Source organism: Sphingobacterium bambusae (genome assembly GCF_033955345.1).
Classification (GTDB): Bacteria; Bacteroidota; Bacteroidia; order Sphingobacteriales; family Sphingobacteriaceae; genus Sphingobacterium; species Sphingobacterium bambusae.
Map to the genome: position 1 here is coordinate 2,720,698 of NZ_CP138332.1, position 17,062 is coordinate 2,737,759.

General features: G+C 44.8%; 15 protein-coding genes and 1 tRNA gene. 8 read left to right on the forward strand and 8 right to left on the reverse strand.

The features are described from left to right. Nucleotides 1-391 precede the first annotated feature (391 nt). Nucleotides 392-1,498: a Fic family protein gene (locus SCB77_RS11310; protein ID WP_320186549.1), complete on the forward strand. Its 1,107-nt coding sequence runs from the start codon at nucleotides 392-394 to the stop codon at nucleotides 1,496-1,498. Between the two features lie 333 nt (nucleotides 1,499-1,831). On the opposite strand, the gene SCB77_RS11315 is transcribed toward SCB77_RS11310, so the two are convergent. From SCB77_RS11315 to SCB77_RS23155, 3 genes are all read right to left on the reverse strand, one after another. Beyond that, nucleotides 1,832-2,956 carry a DUF4236 domain-containing protein gene (locus tag SCB77_RS11315; RefSeq protein WP_320186550.1) on the reverse strand — a complete coding sequence of 375 codons (1,125 nt, stop codon included), beginning with the start codon at nucleotides 2,954-2,956 and terminating at the stop codon, nucleotides 1,832-1,834. Nucleotides 2,957-3,100: 144 nt separating this feature from the next. After that, entirely contained in the window at nucleotides 3,101-3,637 is a 537-nt protein-coding gene (locus SCB77_RS11320) for a TerC family protein (protein WP_320186551.1), read from the reverse strand. Further along, on the reverse strand, nucleotides 3,606-3,773 hold the full coding sequence (locus SCB77_RS23155) for a hypothetical protein (protein WP_380936603.1): 168 nt from the start codon (nucleotides 3,771-3,773) through the stop codon (nucleotides 3,606-3,608). Before SCB77_RS23155 ends, SCB77_RS11320 begins: the two co-directional genes overlap by 32 nt. On the opposite strand from SCB77_RS23155, the gene SCB77_RS11325 reads away from it, so the two are divergent. After that, nucleotides 3,764-3,997 carry an IS3 family transposase gene (locus SCB77_RS11325; protein WP_380936605.1) on the forward strand — a complete coding sequence of 78 codons (234 nt, stop codon included), beginning with the start codon at nucleotides 3,764-3,766 and terminating at the stop codon, nucleotides 3,995-3,997. The genes SCB77_RS23155 and SCB77_RS11325 overlap by 10 nt on opposite strands. A gap of 536 nt (nucleotides 3,998-4,533) precedes the next feature. Here the strand turns inward: SCB77_RS11325 and SCB77_RS11330 are convergent. The 4 genes from SCB77_RS11330 to purD all read right to left on the reverse strand — a co-directional run bounded on the left by SCB77_RS11330 (nucleotide 4,534) and on the right by purD (nucleotide 8,926). Continuing rightward, nucleotides 4,534-5,853: an AAA family ATPase gene (locus SCB77_RS11330; protein ID WP_320186552.1), complete on the reverse strand. Its 1,320-nt coding sequence runs from the start codon at nucleotides 5,851-5,853 to the stop codon at nucleotides 4,534-4,536. A gap of 163 nt (nucleotides 5,854-6,016) precedes the next feature. Continuing rightward, the gene (locus SCB77_RS11335) at nucleotides 6,017-7,234 is read right to left on the reverse strand and encodes a site-specific integrase (protein WP_320186553.1); all 1,218 of its coding nucleotides are present in this window, start codon (nucleotides 7,232-7,234) and stop codon (nucleotides 6,017-6,019) included. Between the two features lie 244 nt (nucleotides 7,235-7,478). Further along, nucleotides 7,479-7,553: transfer RNA gene (locus SCB77_RS11340), tRNA-Glu, on the reverse strand. Between the two features lie 98 nt (nucleotides 7,554-7,651). Further along, nucleotides 7,652-8,926 carry a phosphoribosylamine--glycine ligase gene (gene purD / locus SCB77_RS11345; protein WP_320186554.1) on the reverse strand — a complete coding sequence of 425 codons (1,275 nt, stop codon included), beginning with the start codon at nucleotides 8,924-8,926 and terminating at the stop codon, nucleotides 7,652-7,654. A 90-nt stretch (nucleotides 8,927-9,016) separates the two neighbouring features. Here purD and SCB77_RS11350 point away from each other — a divergent pair, with 90 nt between their 5' ends. Next, on the forward strand, nucleotides 9,017-11,683 hold the full coding sequence (locus SCB77_RS11350) for a TonB-dependent receptor plug domain-containing protein (protein WP_320186555.1): 2,667 nt from the start codon (nucleotides 9,017-9,019) through the stop codon (nucleotides 11,681-11,683). A 39-nt stretch (nucleotides 11,684-11,722) separates the two neighbouring features. On the opposite strand, the gene SCB77_RS11355 is transcribed toward SCB77_RS11350, so the two are convergent. After that, entirely contained in the window at nucleotides 11,723-12,253 is a 531-nt protein-coding gene (locus tag SCB77_RS11355; RefSeq protein ID WP_320186556.1) for an ExbD/TolR family protein, read from the reverse strand. 87 nt (nucleotides 12,254-12,340) lie between these two features. On the opposite strand from SCB77_RS11355, the gene SCB77_RS11360 reads away from it, so the two are divergent. The 5 genes from SCB77_RS11360 to SCB77_RS11380 all read left to right on the forward strand — a co-directional run bounded on the left by SCB77_RS11360 (nucleotide 12,341) and on the right by SCB77_RS11380 (nucleotide 17,003). Next, a complete protein-coding gene (locus tag SCB77_RS11360) occupies nucleotides 12,341-13,111 on the forward strand; it encodes an enoyl-CoA hydratase/isomerase family protein (protein WP_320186557.1) in 771 nt (256 codons plus the stop codon). Nucleotides 13,112-13,113: 2 nt separating this feature from the next. Continuing rightward, the gene (locus SCB77_RS11365; protein ID WP_320186558.1) at nucleotides 13,114-13,986 is read left to right on the forward strand and encodes an SDR family oxidoreductase; all 873 of its coding nucleotides are present in this window, start codon (nucleotides 13,114-13,116) and stop codon (nucleotides 13,984-13,986) included. Then, on the forward strand, nucleotides 13,983-14,606 hold the full coding sequence (locus SCB77_RS11370) for a hypothetical protein (protein ID WP_320186559.1): 624 nt from the start codon (nucleotides 13,983-13,985) through the stop codon (nucleotides 14,604-14,606). The genes SCB77_RS11365 and SCB77_RS11370 overlap by 4 nt, the downstream gene beginning before the upstream one ends. A 112-nt stretch (nucleotides 14,607-14,718) precedes the next feature. Beyond that, nucleotides 14,719-16,458 carry a phospho-sugar mutase gene (locus SCB77_RS11375; protein ID WP_320186560.1) on the forward strand — a complete coding sequence of 580 codons (1,740 nt, stop codon included), beginning with the start codon at nucleotides 14,719-14,721 and terminating at the stop codon, nucleotides 16,456-16,458. A 2-nt stretch (nucleotides 16,459-16,460) separates the two neighbouring features. After that, on the forward strand, nucleotides 16,461-17,003 hold the full coding sequence (locus tag SCB77_RS11380) for an NUDIX hydrolase (protein ID WP_320186561.1): 543 nt from the start codon (nucleotides 16,461-16,463) through the stop codon (nucleotides 17,001-17,003). Nucleotides 17,004-17,062 lie beyond the last annotated feature (59 nt).

Consider the following 17,062-nt stretch of genomic DNA (forward strand, 5'->3'; position numbering starts at 1 on the left):
CAATTCATCGATTTCCTTAACATGAGCTCCAGTCGTTGATTGCGTTTTAAATGGCTGGTATTAAAAGTACAGCATCTTGGTTGGCTTATAGGATTATCTACATAAAGGGCTGCCAACTAATAGATTTTTCGAAAGAAGTTTAGGCAAAAACCACATAACTAAAACACTTTAAAACAATGATTTACAATAGATACTTAGAGGGTTACCGACATTGATGTCGGTAACCCCTCTATTATAAGAAAAACTGTGTGCAAAGATATCAGAGCTTATCGGACTTACAAATGCGTTATTTAATGCAATAGACAACCTAATTATGCGATGAGCCGAATAAATATTTTATTCGGCTCATATATTCGTTATATTTGAGCCGATTAATTAAAATAATCGGCTCATGGCGTACAATTGGCAACTAGCGGGCTGGCCCGAATTCACTTATGATGTGGCTCAAATTCAAACGACCATTCTTGCGTTTGCGCAGGAGACTGGGGAAATGAATGGCCTTATACAGGGATTGCCCGAAGAGCTTAAGCAGGAAACCATTCTCCAGCTTATGCTTTCAGAAGCGATCAAGACATCTGAAATTGAGGGGGAATACATCAGCCGAGAGGATGTCATGTCTTCCATCCGCAATAACTTAGGACTAAATGATATTCCGGTCAATGTTCGAGATCGACAGGCCTCGGGTGTCGCGCAACTCATGGTGCAAGTGCGAGAAACTTTCCAAGAACCTTTGTCACTGGACATGCTTAAATCCTGGCATCAGTTGCTATTTGCTCATCAGAGTAGCATTACGTCAGGAGATTGGCGCCACGGTAGTGCACCCATGCAGGTAGTTTCAGGAGCATACGGCCGAGAAGTCGTTCATTATGAAGCTCCTCCTTCGGATCGGATGCTGCAGGAAATGGAAGCTTTTGAGGGCTGGTATAATTCGACATCTTTCTCTTTGGAAGGCCCGATAGCGGAAGCGATATTGAAGTCAGCAATCGCACACCTCTATTTCGAATCTATCCATCCTTTTGAAGACGGCAATGGAAGGATCGGCCGTGCAATAGCAGAGAAATCCTTGTCCCAATCGCTTAATCGTCCGGTGATGTTAAGTCTATCCAAAACTATTGAAGCAAATAAGCAGGCCTATTATAATGCATTGAAGCAAGCACAGCGCGCCCTAGATATCACCGAATGGATTGCATACTTTGCACAGGTAATTTTGGACGCGCAGCGTGATGCAAAAGCGATGGTATTGTTCAAGCTAAAGAAAGCTAAGTTTTATGATCATTATAAAAACCAGCTTGATGAGCGGCAGACGAAGGTCATTGGTAGGATGCTTAGCGAGGGGCCTGCTGGTTTTGAAGGTGGAATGACGGCAAAAAAATATATGAGCATTACGAAGGTTTCCAAAGCAACTGCCACGCGTGACTTACAGCACCTGCATGCTATAGGCGCATTGATCGCAGCGGGCGGCGGACGGTCTGTTAGGTATGAGCTGAATCTCAGATAAATTTCCTTTACCCTATTCGTCCTGTATAGTCATTACGATAACTCAACGTAGTTAAATCCACATCGATAGCCTGCGTAAGCCAAGGTCTTAAGAGTAATATTGTGGAAAGTCACTTTGCTAAAGAAGGGAATGTCTATCTTTTGCTTTCTACCAATAATAGAAACAAAATGGTATAATCCTTCGGCAAATAGGGTGCTTTCAGAGCACTGCCTTTGTCACTTTGTCTACCTTTTTTAGTCCCCCGGTCTTAAAAATCTCTGCCGGATTTTTTATATCCAGCTTAATAAGATATATAGTTGGTTTTATTGCTGACATATGCTTAGATTGATTATTTTAAGACAGTCCCACTGCATTAGGGTAGTTTCTAAATGCATTTCCAAAAGTTTCAGTAGCCACGTGGTTGCTGAACTTATATTCTTCGTTAACACCCGTGGCCGTTCTTAATTTGATATGCCCATACTGCACAACAGGGATTTGGTAATTGCCTTTAAATCTTTTGTCCCTGCTGCCGTTTTTATTTACTTTGGCCCAAGTCCTATCGATCACCGTTGCATCTGCCGGCACAGACTGTGTTTCCGTAAATCTCACAGCGCTTTGCTGAAAATCGAGTTCGTTCAATACGATCAATGCGAAATTATTCGATTTACTATACATCACCACAAAACTTGGATAGATGTAAAGATCTGCACCATTCGCGTTCTGAAAATAAAGAGCTTGAATATTTGATCGAAATTCGGGAATGGATTTCATTCTAAAATGTACCATTGTCCGCTGGACAACTGTACTCGCCGAAGATCTTGTTACGGCTCGATCTTCGTAATGGGACTTTGTAATATCCCAAATTTTTCGACACTTCGTCAAATTAATAAAGGCGGTGACAAGCGCATCGTATTTTTGCTTTTGTTCCACACCAAAATCAATATCAAATTTTACATAAGAGGCCTCCATCTGTTCTTTAGTTTGCCGGATAGCCTCTCGCCGGGTAATCATATTGTCGCTTATACGCTTCAGAATATCCTTCTTGATCAGTCCATAAAGCAGCACGTAGCTCATAACCTGCTTTGCCCTAGTAACCGTCAAGGAAAATTTGATTTTGGAGAGATCCCTAGCCAGAGACAGACGCTGCTCCCTAGCCAACAGGATAGCTTCTTTTATACCATGCATTCCTTGACTCGTTATCTCATGGATGTCCGCACTGTAGATATTTTCACTTCTATTTCCCATTGGCACAGTAGGAAGAGGTAGAGTGGGATCTACTGAATTTGGTGTATTACTTCCAGATATACGTTGCCTATTGTATATTCCCAGTCCAGGTATACCTGTATTCAAATGTACGCCCGAACTTCCGACGTTAATATTTGCGCCTCTTACACCAATAGATGTGGAGACACCGCTTCTACTAAAATTTAAGTGAACACAGGGAATAACCTTTATCCGTCGTCTAAAAACCCACGCCATACATCTATGTTTTAATTTTTTTTTAAATAATCTGATCAAAATAAACAGTTAAAAACCATCGATTTTTACGGCTTTCCGTATCTAGCGCTATTCTCCAACAGCCAATTGCATACGATATCTACCGCTGTTTTTAACATATGGATTCTAGGTAGAAATTTTTTCCTTTACTTGCTTATCAGGAAAGAGGATCGATACTAGAACTGATAAAATCAGAATACCACCGACTATCCCCATAGAAACCGGTGAAAAGATATGGTACCATGGCGAGATGATCATCTTGAGTCCGATAAACGTCAGTATGACAGAAAGACCATAGGGCAATTTGCTGAACATATGAATGAAATTGGAAAGTAGAAAGTAAAGTGACCGAAGCCCAAGTATGGCAAATATATTGGATGTGTAGAGAATAAATGGATCTTTGGAAATCGCAAAAATGGCGGGGATAGAGTCTACTGCAAACAAGACATCTGTGAATTCGATCACCGCCACAACCACTAAAAGTGGTGTAGCAAGTTTCATCCCGTTTTGGATCGTAAAGAACTTTCCTTGATCGTAGTTGTCTGAAACCTTCCAGAATTTTTTTACTAACCGTGCGCCAGCTGTTTTACTAAAATCTTCGTCTTCCTCTTCTTCTCCGCTTCCCCAAGATTTAATACCCGCAAACACGATGAAATAAACCAAAGGCAGTTAACACAATATTGATATTCCATGGCAAAACTGAAATTCCAAAATAGGTCAATATTGGGTTTAGATACGTCAGATTGATAAGCCCGACACCCGCAAAAATAAAGATAGCCCGGAAGATCAATGCACCCAAAAGACCCCAGAACAGATAATGCAGTCGCTGAGAGCTTCTTCAAAACATTAAAATCAGAACAGATATATGGTAACAAACTGGTATCCAGGGGACAAATGAGAATGGATCTGTTCGAATATATAGAAATCTGGTACAATAGAGATCGTTGTCATTCTACACTGGGAAATCGCACAATCGAACAGTTTAATAACAAACAACAAGATCTTAAAAAACTGCTTAACTGAGACTGCCGAGTTTATTTGCAAGTCCAATTTCTTACTGGAAAAATCGATCCTTTAAATCTCGTATAGTAATCGGTTTAAAATTATTGGGCATGGACGGATACAAACTTCTAAAATATCTTCTAGCTTGTTCCTTTAAATTTGGATCGAAGACATAAAAATAATTATCATGGATTTCATTTATACCGGACTGTCGGAGATGTTTGCAAGAAAATTTCTTTTTATCTCTCAATGCTTTAGCCCGGAGATTTTTCATGCTTTTATAATTGAATCTGAATTCGATAAATACTGCTATATCTTTTCCGTCGGGATCTTTTGTCATGAGCATAGAATCCATTGACTTGTTATTCGTTCGATTTTCCGATCTAGCAACTTTACTTTCTACACAATCCATATCTAGTACAATTACGTCTGGATCAAAACAACAATCTTTTTGAGGACACCCTTCTTTAAGAATTAGTGCGTTCAGATTTGTTAGGCATTCTTTAAAGCCTATCAAAATACCATGTCTAATGGTTGATAACTTAGAATATCTCACTTCAAATTCCGTATTTCTCTATTCGATCTAAAGCGATATTGAATGATTTAAATATTGGGTCTATTTCATTATTTAAATCCCTATACGTATAGCTCACGCCATTTCTCTCCGCTAAATAGAAATTTACGTCCGATAGCGTTTTTTCTTTCTCGGATATATATCGAATAGCACTAATAAAATCTGGGTTATGAGTTGCAATGAAAAATTTTGCTCCAATATACTTATTTATAAGAACTATAATTCTAGCATACTCAACTATCCACTGAGGATGTAAGTTTGACTCAGGCTCGTCAAATATCAATAATGTCTTGCTATCTATATACCCTAATTTTAGAAGCATTTGTAGGATACTAAAAGATTTTATACCTGTAGCGCAATCCAAAAGATCAAATACCTTACCGTCCTCTAATCTACTAAAAGAAAAATTCATTGACGCTATAATATCGTCATCATATTTTACATCTCCTTTCAATATTTCTTTCTTTATAATATTTGTTATGTAGTCATTTGCATTTACATACTTATTGCTACTTAACATAGCATTTAGATCGTTCCAATGCGGATTGTCATCGCTATACTCACCCAACATCATAGGTGTATCAATATAAATAGTATTTTGTATGCTGTAAGGTATTGATAATTTATTATCCCTGAGAGATAGCAATGTCTGATCGATCTCTAAAACATCGAGTTTCTTTGGAAGTTCATCGGTATGAAATATTTTTTCCAGCTCATTTTTTAACAGAAAAGTATTTCTTGATCTAAGAAGCTTGAAAGAACTATCAAATATCTCAGAAACTTTAACCTTTAACTTTTCGATAGGTAGACGATTGTCATGATCGACAGAAACGTCAATTCCGAGTATATCATTTGCTACAAACAACAATCGTCGATATTGCATTTTGTTTGCCTCCCCCCCATCTAAATTAAAGAGTAGATGCACACGATCTAATTGATAAAGTAAATTTTGCAAAGTATCTTGCGATGGTACAGAATTTATTAACCGATCATTCAGGTTATCCAAATCATTCATCAGTTCCTTTCTTAATCCTCGATCAGCGCTACGAAGATCTCGGACAGCAATATCCATGAATCTAATAACGCCATTAAGTCTTTCTTTTAGGTTCTCCGCGACGAGCAGATTATAAGAGGAGCTAATTTTAAATATGTAGTATAATATTTTCGATAGTGTGCTTTTTCCGCAACCATTCTCACCAGTGACAACAGTTATACCATTTATTCCAATATCAGCACGTTGGATTGCTCTGTAATTATGAACAGCAATTTTTATATTCGATTCTTTAGTCATAAATTCACTCATAGCAATATACAAAATACTTCTAACAAATGTAACATAAAAATATTAGAAGGGCATAAATGTGCAACAATGTTTATTACCAACTGGATTACCTCTGTAAAACCATCAGCACTATCACCGTATTTTAGCAAATTTTGCGTAGATCCCTCTTTTTGCTGAGAGATCACTATCCCCTCTTCAACTTCCGCTCAAGCTTGGACATATCCTGCGCGACTCGGCTGTCTAGCAACTTTGCATAATGTTGTGTGGTTTTAATATCCGTATGCCCCAACATTTTTGAGACGGTCTCAATAGGCACGTTATTAGCAAGCGTCACAGTAGTCGCAAATGTATGCCGTGACATGTGGAATGTTAACGCTTTATGGATCCCACACAATTGAGCGATCTCTTTGAGGTAAGCGTTGGCCTTTTGGTTACTCGGAACCGGTAGAACAACGTTTTTCGATGAGCAAGGAGGATATTCTCTATACAAGTTTATTAATTCCATTGCTTTTTTAAGCAGAGGTATATTCGAAGTAGTTTCTGTTTTTTCACGACTAGTCAAAATCCAGAGTTTTCCATCTACCCCTTCCCCGATCTCCTGCGGCGTAAGCTTTTTTACATCCGCGTAGGACAGGCCAGTGTAACAACAAAATATAAACACATCACGGACATGTGCTAGCCGTTGTTCAGTTAACTCCTTCTCCTCTAATCTGCGGAGCTCCTCTTTTGTTAGAAAGTCTTTCGGAGTTGCCTTCGCTTTGTTCTTATAAAATGTAAACGGGTCATCTTTGATCCAGCGATGAGCTATGCATATGCGTATAACCTTACGAAAATGTTTGATATACTTTGCTGCAGAAACTTCCGAACAACCTAAGTCTGCTCGCAGAAAGAATTCATACCCTACTACAAATGAATGATCAATGTTGTTAACCTCAATATCCCTACGCTTGAGCCCCTGTTCCAAATAGCTGCGCAGGTGAGAAATGGATGTATTATACCCCTTAAGCGTGTTGGGTTTGAAACCACGGCCCAGCAAAGCTTTTACCTGCGCATTATGCTCGGCGAACACCTCCAGTAACTTTTTACGCTCAATGTCTTTCCCTAGGAATTTCAATTTCATGATTTCTGCAGTAACAGTTGTTTCGTTCCTAACGAATGTGTGATGTATTTCCGCAACTTTATGTGCAACGGTATCGAGATAGGAATTGATGGAACGGGCATCTTCTTTAGATCCGTTTACACGGTTTGCATGCGAGTCCCAACGGGAAGGATCACACTGACGACCAACCGAAATTTCTTTCTGCTGGCAATCCACGGTAATTCGCAGGTAGATGGGCTTTGGACCGTTTTTGTAATTTTTTGGCTTCTTAAGGAAGAAGGACAGGGAATAGTTTGTACTCATGATACATCATTAAAAAGTTAAACAAAATTAGCCATGCAACTAAAATCTGTCAAGACGTCTAAATCCGAAACATGTTCGATACCAGAAACTTAAGTCCGCATATCGCGTCAGTACTTCCCAAACAATGACGCCCCAAATGACGCGCTTTTTCTTTGGGAATTTTTGAAAAAACCGATTCTCCGTAAAAACACAAAAGCCTGCAAACAACACGTTTGCAGGCTTTTGTAAGTTTTGACTTCAAGTCTGGTAGCCCGTAGGGGAATCGAACCCCTGTTTCAAGAATGAAAATCTTGCGTCCTAACCCCTAGACGAACGGGCCATTTGCTTTTGGTGATGCAAATATAAGGGCTCTTTCCGTATCTCCAAAATAATTTTTCAGCCTATTTTATAATAGGCTGAAATTGAAAAGATTATTTTTTAGATAAGATCAAAACCAATATCCCGACGGAAATATTTACGCTCGAAAAAGATCCTTCCGGCATCTGCGGTGGCCTGTTGCAGGGCATCGAACAGATTATCTTGAAGCGTCGTTACCGCCAACACGCGACCACCCGCCGTTACCACCTTGCCATCTACCTCTTTCGTTCCCGCATGGAAAACGATGGAGTTCTCGACATTCTCGATATTCGTAATCTCCTTGCCCGATTCGTAGTCGCCCGGATAGCCACCCGACACCAACACCACCGTCACCGCGGTTTGCGGGCTTACCGTATAGGAACGTTGATCCAAGTTGCCTTGCGCTACACCTTCCAGCAGATCTACTAAATCTGACTCAATACGTGGCAATACCGACTCCGTTTCCGGATCGCCCATGCGCACATTATACTCAATTACAAAAGGCTCGCCATCCACATTCATCAAGCCAATAAAGATAAAGCCCTTGTAAGGGATGTTATCTTTCTTCAGGCCATCTACCGTAGGTTTGATAATGCGCTCTTCCACCTTGCTCAAGAAAGCCTCATCAGCAAATGGAACCGGCGAAATAGAACCCATACCGCCCGTGTTAAGGCCGGTATCCCCCTCGCCAATGCGTTTATAATCTTTTGCCGATGGCAATACCTTATACGACGTACCATCGGTCAATACGAACACCGACAATTCGATACCTTTCAAAAATTCTTCGATGACCACCACCGACGAAGCAGCACCAAATTTAGCATCCGCAATCATCGCCGTTAGCTCCGCTTTTGCATCGTCCAACGTTTCGCAGATCAATACCCCCTTGCCCGCTGCAAGGCCATCCGCCTTCAGCACGATCGGCAACTGCTGCGTCTCGAGGTATGCAAGTCCTTCCTCCAGATTAGACTGATCAAACGAACGATAAGCTGCCGTAGGCACACCGTGACGTTGCATAAACTCTTTGGAGAAATCTTTGGATCCCTCCAACTGGGCTCCTTCCTGCTGTGGCCCGATAACGGGAATATGTTTTAGATCCTCGCGACCTAAGAAGAAGTCGTGAATACCTTTTACCAAAGGCTCCTCTGGCCCTACCAGCACCATATTGACGTTGTTGGCCAGCGCAAAAGCGCCAATTCCTTCGAAATCCGTCACCTTGAGGTCTATATTTTGGCCATACTGACCCGTGCCAGCATTGCCTGGAGCGATAAACAATTGGTTTAAGCGAGGACTTTTCGATAATTTATATGCAAAGGCAGATTCTCTTCCGCCTGAACCGATAATTAAAATGTTCATATCGACAAAGATACCGATGAAAATCAATAATCTACAAAAATTAATTGGGTGTACGTATTTTTTCGTAAATTGAGTAAATTTTTGACCATTATGATTTGGAAAACACTTCCGCTCCTTGCCCTCTTTATGCTCATTTTCAACGGCTCTAGGGCACAAGATATACAAGGACTATTAACGAAGATTAATGCCTATCATGATTCCAGACCGATTGAAAAAATACACTTACACCTTGACAAAACCACCTACACGGCCGGCGAAACAATCTGGTTTAAGGCCTATGAAGTCGTTGGCGTCGAAAATCTATTATCCAATTTAAGTAAGATTATATATGTCGACCTGATCGACCCCAAGGATCGCACCATATCGGCGCTAAAGATTCCCTTGACTAGCGGGCTGGGCGTGGGCGACATCAGTCTGGTAGACACCCTGATTGAGGGAACATATCGCTTGCGTGCCTACAGCAACTGGATGCGCAACGACAGCAGCAGCTACTTCTTCAACCAGAATATAGAGATCAGCAATGGTCGTCTCGACAATGTGCTTACCAAATCGGGGCTGCAAGGCGAGAATTACAGCATTGTGCTGCAAGACCTCAACCAAAAGCCCTTGGCCGATGCCACCGTACGCTACCAGATCAGTTTGGGCGACAAAAGCCTGAAGCGCGGCCGGGTGAACAGCGATGCGGAGGGAAAGATACAGATCCCCTTTCGGGAAGAATATGGCAATGCCAAGCTCGCCATCAACTTTGACAACAAAGAACAAGCGCCCATTCAAAAAATATTCAAGCTGCCCCCCGCACAGCAGCAGGGCAACAGCGTACAGTTCTTCCCCGAAGGAGGAAACCTTTTGGTAGGCACCATCAACAAGCTGGCGGTTAAAGCCCTTCGGCCAAACGGATTGGGTATCGCGGCAACGACCTATGTTATTACCTCGACCGGCGACACCGCGGCCATCGTGAAAACCAATGCTTTGGGCATGGGTGCTTCGCCCCTCTTTGTAAACGCGAACGAAAGCTTACGTGCCCTCACCCTCTTCGATGACGGCACCCAGACCGAAAGCGAGCTGCCCGAGATAAAAAAATCGGGACTCAACATACAGGTCAACAACGGCAACAAAGCGAAACTCTTTGCACAGATCAACCTCAGCAGCGATAAGCAGGACAACAGTGATATTTACTTTATGCTGCAGCACAACGGCCGTGTATACTATGTATCCAAGCAGGCGGCCTCCAAAAACGAACTGATCTTCTCGGTGGCCAAGGCGGAACTTCCCGCAGGAATCCTCACCATCAGCATCCTGAACAGTCGCTTCGAACCACTTATCGAACGCCCCGTGTTTATTGCGAAGGAAGAAGAATCCCTTCCCCTATCGACCACGCTCAGCAGCAACAGCGCCAAACCCCGAACCCAAGTGTCGGTAGCCCTGCAAGCCGGCAACGCCGCAGATACGACACGCTATGCCGCACTCTCGGCCGCGGTGGTTAACATCAGCAAAGCAAAATTTGATTCGGCCAATGCCGGCAATATCCTATCCAATCTTTTTCTCGCTGCCGACATCAAAGGCCATATCGAAAACCCAAGCTTTTACTTCACCGACGAAAGTAGATTGGCCGATTTGGACAACCTATTGCTTACGCAAGCCTGGCGCAAGCTCGACTGGACCGCCAACCTCGATGGTAGCAGCGGCCCCGCCTTTCCTGCCGAGCAAAGCATCAGCATTAGCGGACAGGCACGCAAGCTGGGACGTAAAGCACCTGCGTCTGGCGCCAAGATAACGCTCGTATCGACCCAAAATTTTATGGCCTTTATCGATACCCTCGCTACTGAAGAAGGAAATTTTGTGTTTGACGAGCTCGCCTTTGCAGACAGCGCAAAGTTCTTGATCACCGCAAAAGACGAAAAAGGTAAAAACAATATTGATATCATCTTAACGCCCAACACCATACCAACCATCGGCCTCAACAAGAACGAGCCCACGGTTAAGAATGATGTTAATAGCCTCTTGCTGGACGAACTACTGCAAAGCAAAAAGTATTTCGCCGGCTTGGAGTCGCAGGGACTGATGGAAAAGAGTATTGCCATTGAGGAAGTGGTGGTAACCGCCACCCGACCGCGGCATAAAGCCTCGGAGAGCTCGGCCAACCTCAATGGTCCCGGCAATGCCGACCAGGTGATCTCCGCCGAAGAGCTTGAGACATGCCCGACACTGGACATGTGCCTCAACGGGCGGTTAATGGGTGTCATTTTTCAAAATGGCGTGCCCTATAACACGCGCAGTATGGCCGGCGGCGGCGGTGCCATGCAGATTGTTTTGGACGGGATGTACATCGAGGGTGATCAGTTATCCATGATCAGCCCTATGGATGTACAAAGCGTGGAAGTGCTGCGCAACATAAACTATACGGCCATTTATGGCTCTTATGGTGCCAATGGGCTCATCATCATCACCACCAAGACAGGCAAGGATGCTTTCCGTAATTACACGCCTAAAGGAATCATTACCCTACAACCCAAAGGCTACCACCTGAACAAAACCTTCTACAAGCCCGTTTACGAGGCCGGTTCCGAGACGGCACTAAACCAAGATTTGCGCACAACCATACACTGGGAGCCAAACATCATTGCCGACAAAGAAGGCAAAGCAACTTTTGATTTCTACATCGCGGATGAAGCCGGGCAATACCTGATCACCATTGAGGGCATCGATTTCGCCGGACGCATGGTACACAAGATACTCCGTCTCGAGGTCAACCCTTAATGATAGAAAATGGGGAGCGACGCTCCCCATTTTTATTACCTATCGCACCATCGTCTGCTCTTCGGCATCCAACTTGGCAATCATGTAGCGCTTGATAGATGCCCGTTGCACGGCATCCAACACATCGACAACATTCTTGGTCACGGCCTCTTCACTAGGCTTAATAAGCACAATTAGATCCTGTCCTCCCGTTGCCTGCTTGACCTGCTCCTGCACCTGAAGGAGCAATTGGCCCAGTCCCAGCTTGCCATAGCCCACTTTCTGCGGAGCAGATTTCGGTGTCTCGGACGCTCCCCTATAGTAAATCAACTCGTTGTTGGCTGCCAACAGGAGATTTAGCGTGCGGTCTTCACTCAAGAGAATGGGCGAGCTTAGCGGTCCCGTCTTGTCGGGCATGGCCACATCTAAACTATTGGGCGTTTGTAGTGAAGTGGTCAACATAAAAAAGGTGATCAACAGAAAGGCTAAATCGACCATAGCTGTTAAATCAACCTTCGGCATGGGCCTGTTGCGGATACTTCTACGCCCTTTTTTTCCACCGTTGCTGTTGCTGTTTGTCAATTCTGCCATAATCGTGTATTTAAAAGTAAAACATGGGTTAATTAAATTCTTGATGATTTTTTCCGTATTTTTCCATAAACTTAGGATAACAAGATTATGGGGGAATTCATCAAAACACAAACAACTGATCATATTGCCTACATCGGACTTGACCGCGGAAAGTCAAACGCCATGCACCTGGAGATGCTGCAAGAACTACTGACAGAGCTACGCACAGCCAGTGACAACCCCGCCATTGAAGCCCTTGTTCTGCATGGCAAGGAAGGATTTTTCTCCTCGGGCCTCGACCTGATTACGCTGTACGAATATGATGAGTCTACGATGCTGCAATTCTGGGAAACCTTCATGTCGCTGATCCACACCTTGGCCGCTATCCCCAAGCCGGTGGTAGCCTCCATTACAGGGCATAGCCCTGCGGGCGGATGTGTGCTGGCGCTCTGCTGCGACTACCGCATCATGGCAGAAGGCGAATACGTCATCGGGCTGAACGAGGTGCCGGTGGGCATTATCGTGCCCTCGAGCATCTTTGCGCTATACAGCTTTTGGATTGGGCAGCCCGAAGCCTACCGCAACCTACTGGAAGGTAAGCTCCTTACGCCCACTGCGGCACGGGAGATAGGCTTAGTAGACGAGCTGGTGCCTGCGGCCCGTATACAAACGGCTGCTACCCGCAAAGCCAAAAGCTGGACGCAGTTTGATCGCGCCGCCTGGGGAGCAACCAAGGTTAACCTGAGGCAAGAGCTGCTGCGAAATATGCAGGAAAACAAAACAGAAGCCATCCAACAGGTGTTAGCACAGTGGTGGCGACCAACAACACGCCAGATTTTGAAGACAATAATCGATAATCTCACTAAAAACAAGGGGTAAATATGGTTCAAGGTGCACTAAAGGCCGACGCGCTGCTCGGCAAGACCGTTGTTGTAACCGGCGGAGGAACAGGACTGGGCAAGGCCATGTCACACTATTTTTCGGAATTGGGCGCTCAGGTGCTGATCACAAGCCGGAAGCTGGACGTGCTGGAACAAACGGCACACGAGATACAAGCCGCCACGGGCAACAAGGTTCTTCCAGTTGCCTGCGATGTGCGCGATGTGGAGCAGGTGGAAGCGCTCTTGGCACGTGCTGAAGAAGCTTTCGGCCAAGTAGACCTCTTGGTGAACAACGCTGCGGGAAACTTTATATCGCCCACAGAACGCCTCTCGGCGAATGCCTTCTCTACCGTGATCGATATTGTGCTGAAAGGCACCGTCAACTGCACGCTGACCTTCGGAAAAAACTGGATTGCCAAAAAGCAAAAAGCTTCCGTTCTGAATATTGTGACTACCTATGCCTTCACCGGCTCGGGCTATGTGGTGCCGTCAGCAATCGCCAAAGCTGGTGTATTAGCCCTGACCCGATCGTTGGCCGTGGAGTGGGGCAAATATGGCATTCGGAACAACGCCATCGCCCCGGGACCATTCCCCACAAAAGGTGCTTGGGATAGGCTGCTGCCCGGCGACCTACTCGAAAAATTCGACTTCAAGAACCGCGTGCCGCTGAAACGCGTGGGCGAACACCAGGAGCTGGCCAATTTGGCCGCCTTTTTGCTATCTGACTTTGCCGGATTTATCAACGGCGAGGTGGTGACCATTGATGGCGGCGAATGGCTGCAGGGCGCCGGCGAATTCAACAATATGGAAGCCATCCCTCCCGAGATGTGGGATATGATTGCAGAAACTATTCGAAAAAACAATAAATCATGAGAAACTTAATGCTGGCCTTCTGCTGCGCGGCGATGTTGTTATCATCCTGTAACCGCACACAAAAGAAGACAGAAGAAACAAAAGACTCCATTGCCGACAGCGTGCAGCAGGCAAATTCGCAAGCAATCAGCGAGGTGATTACCCGCTTTGCTCGAGCCTACATGAGTCAAGACAACCAAAAGGCCAATGCGTTGATCCATCCCGATCTCGGCCTCTACATCATCTACCGCCCGGGCGCCATGGATACCTACCAACATGTGGACAGCATAGACTTCCAAAAACCCGTGCCGGAACACTTTCCATACACCAGCTTCGAAAACGATTATGTACTGACGTTCGGTGAGATACCTACCTACGATTGTGGCGGCGAAAAATGGGACAAGCTGGGCTTCTTCTGCGACACAACGCGACAAGCCCATCAGCTTTCCGAAATTGCGGCCTTCAAACAGGAGTTCAAAGAGATCGATGAAGCCGCCGTGGCAGAGATCAAGAACCTCGAAAAAGACACCTATCGCGTGGTGCTTACACATGCCGAAAACCTGATTTTTCACGTGAAAAAATACCAAGGTACTTGGTATGTATTTGTGCTAGACAGGGCCTACGGCTGGTGCGACGCCTAAACCTTGCCCACGGAAAATGATTTTGCACATAATACACCGTAAATTAACGGTGTCCCCTATTATTGATTCAAAAGAAACCCCTATATTTAGACAAAAAAAACAGCTATCTATAATGAATACTATTGACCAAGCCACAAACAATCGCATACAACAATGGTTAACCGCTGAATATGACGCAGAAACCGTTGGACAGGTTCAAAAACTTGTGGACAATAAAGAAGAAACAGAATTAATCGACTCTTTTTACAAAGATTTGGAGTTCGGTACAGGCGGTCTGCGCGGCATTATGGGCGTAGGTTCCAACCGGATGAATAAATACACCATCGGCAAAGCTACACAAGGCTTGGCAAATTACCTGAAAAAGCAGTTTCCCGAGCAGCAGATCAAGGTTGCCGTCTCTTATGATAGCCGCAATAACTCCCAAAAATTTGGCCACTTGGTGGCCAATGTCTTTTCGGCAAACGGTATTCAGGTATACCTTTTTCAGGAATTACGCCCTACCCCCATGCTTTCCTTTGCTGTGCGCCATTTCGGTTGCCAGGGCGGCGTGATGCTAACGGCATCCCACAACCCCAAAGAATACAATGGCTACAAAGCCTATTGGAACGATGGCGGACAGCTGGTAGCGCCGCATGATGAAAACGTGATTACGGAAGTAAACGCCATACAGTCGGTCAGCGAGATCAAGTTTGACCGCATCGAAGCTAACATTACCTTGGTCGGCGAAGAATTCGATCAATACTATATTGACGCCAATAAAAAGCTCAGCATCCATCCGGATGCTGTGGCTGCACAAAAGGATCTTAAAATTGTGTTTTCTTCCATCCACGGAACGGGCATCACCATTGTTCCGAAAATGCTGGAAGCTTGGGGATTTACCAACATTCATTTGGTAGAGGAACAGGCTACGCCAGATGGTAATTTCCCAACGGTGATCTACCCGAATCCGGAGGAAGAGGAAGCGATGTCCATGGCCAAGAAAAAAGGTGAAGAGCTAGATGCCGACGTGGTCATGGCCACCGACCCCGATGCCGACCGTGTAGGCCTTGCCGTGAAAAACCATAAAGGGGAAATACAGCTGCTTAACGGAAACCAAATAGGAAGTCTCTTGATATATTACGTCCTGAGCTCTAAAAAAGAAAACGGTAGCTTAAAGGACAACGACTTTATCGTGAAAACGATCGTTACCTCGAACCTGATGAGCGATATCGGCAATAGCTTCTCCGTCAAATACTACGAAACCTTGACAGGCTTCAAATTTATCGGCGAGGTGATCACCCGTGTTGAAGGACAAGAGAACTACTTGGTAGGCGGCGAGGAAAGCTATGGCTTCCTAGTGGGCGACTTGGTGCGCGATAAAGATGCTGTTAACTCTTGCGCTTTCATCGCTGAAATGACGGCTTACTTCAAAAACCAGGGTAAATCGTTATTCGACGTACTTTTGGAGATCTATGAAACATACGGATTCTACCAAGAGAAGCTGATTTCCCTAACGAAAAAAGGAAAGGCTGGAGCCGACGAGATTAAACAGATGATGGCAGACCTACGTGCCAATGCGCCACAATCACTTGGTGGTATCGCCGTAAAGGAAATTCGCGACTATGCAAACAGCGTGTCAACGGTTCTTGCCGGCAACACACAAACGGCAATCGACCTTCCAAAGTCGGACGTATTGCAATTTATCACGGTGGATGGCGATGTGATCTCGGCGAGACCTTCTGGAACCGAGCCTAAAATCAAATTCTACTGCTCGGTAAAAGAGAATTTAGACAACCGAGGGCAGTACGAGGACGTTGCTGTGAAGCTGGAAGAAAAGGTCAAGAATATTATGGCAGACATCGTAAAGAACTAAGCATGGAGAAGTGGACATTACTCGACTCCAAATACATCATCCAACGACCTTGGGCGACCTTGCGTGTCGACAAATTGCAGATGCCCAATGGAAACGTCAAAGATGAATACTATGTACTGGAGTATCCTACTTGGGTGAATATGGTGGGCATCACCGAGGCGGATGAAGTGCTTTTTGTACGACAGTATAGACACGGGTCGGGACAAATTATGGTGGAGCTTCCCGCAGGCGTAGTGGAGGCGGGCGAAGCACCCGAATTGGCGGCACGACGGGAGCTGCTCGAAGAAACGGGATATGCCTTCGACTCCATCGAAAAGATATGCGAACTTTACGCGAACCCGGCAACCAGCGGCAACATTACCCATACCTACCTGCTCAAAGGTGGGCGAAAGGTGCAGGAACAAGAGCTGGACGCGTCCGAAGATATCGAGGTGGTGCATATGTCCATCCCCGAGGCACGGCAGTTTTTGTTCGACAACAAGATCGGTCAGGCTCTACATACCTCCGCTTTATTCTACACATTTCAAAAATTAGGTTTGCTTTAGGCAAACCTAATTTTATTTCCTAAAAGGGGCTGCCGCCCGAATAATCCACATGATTTTTG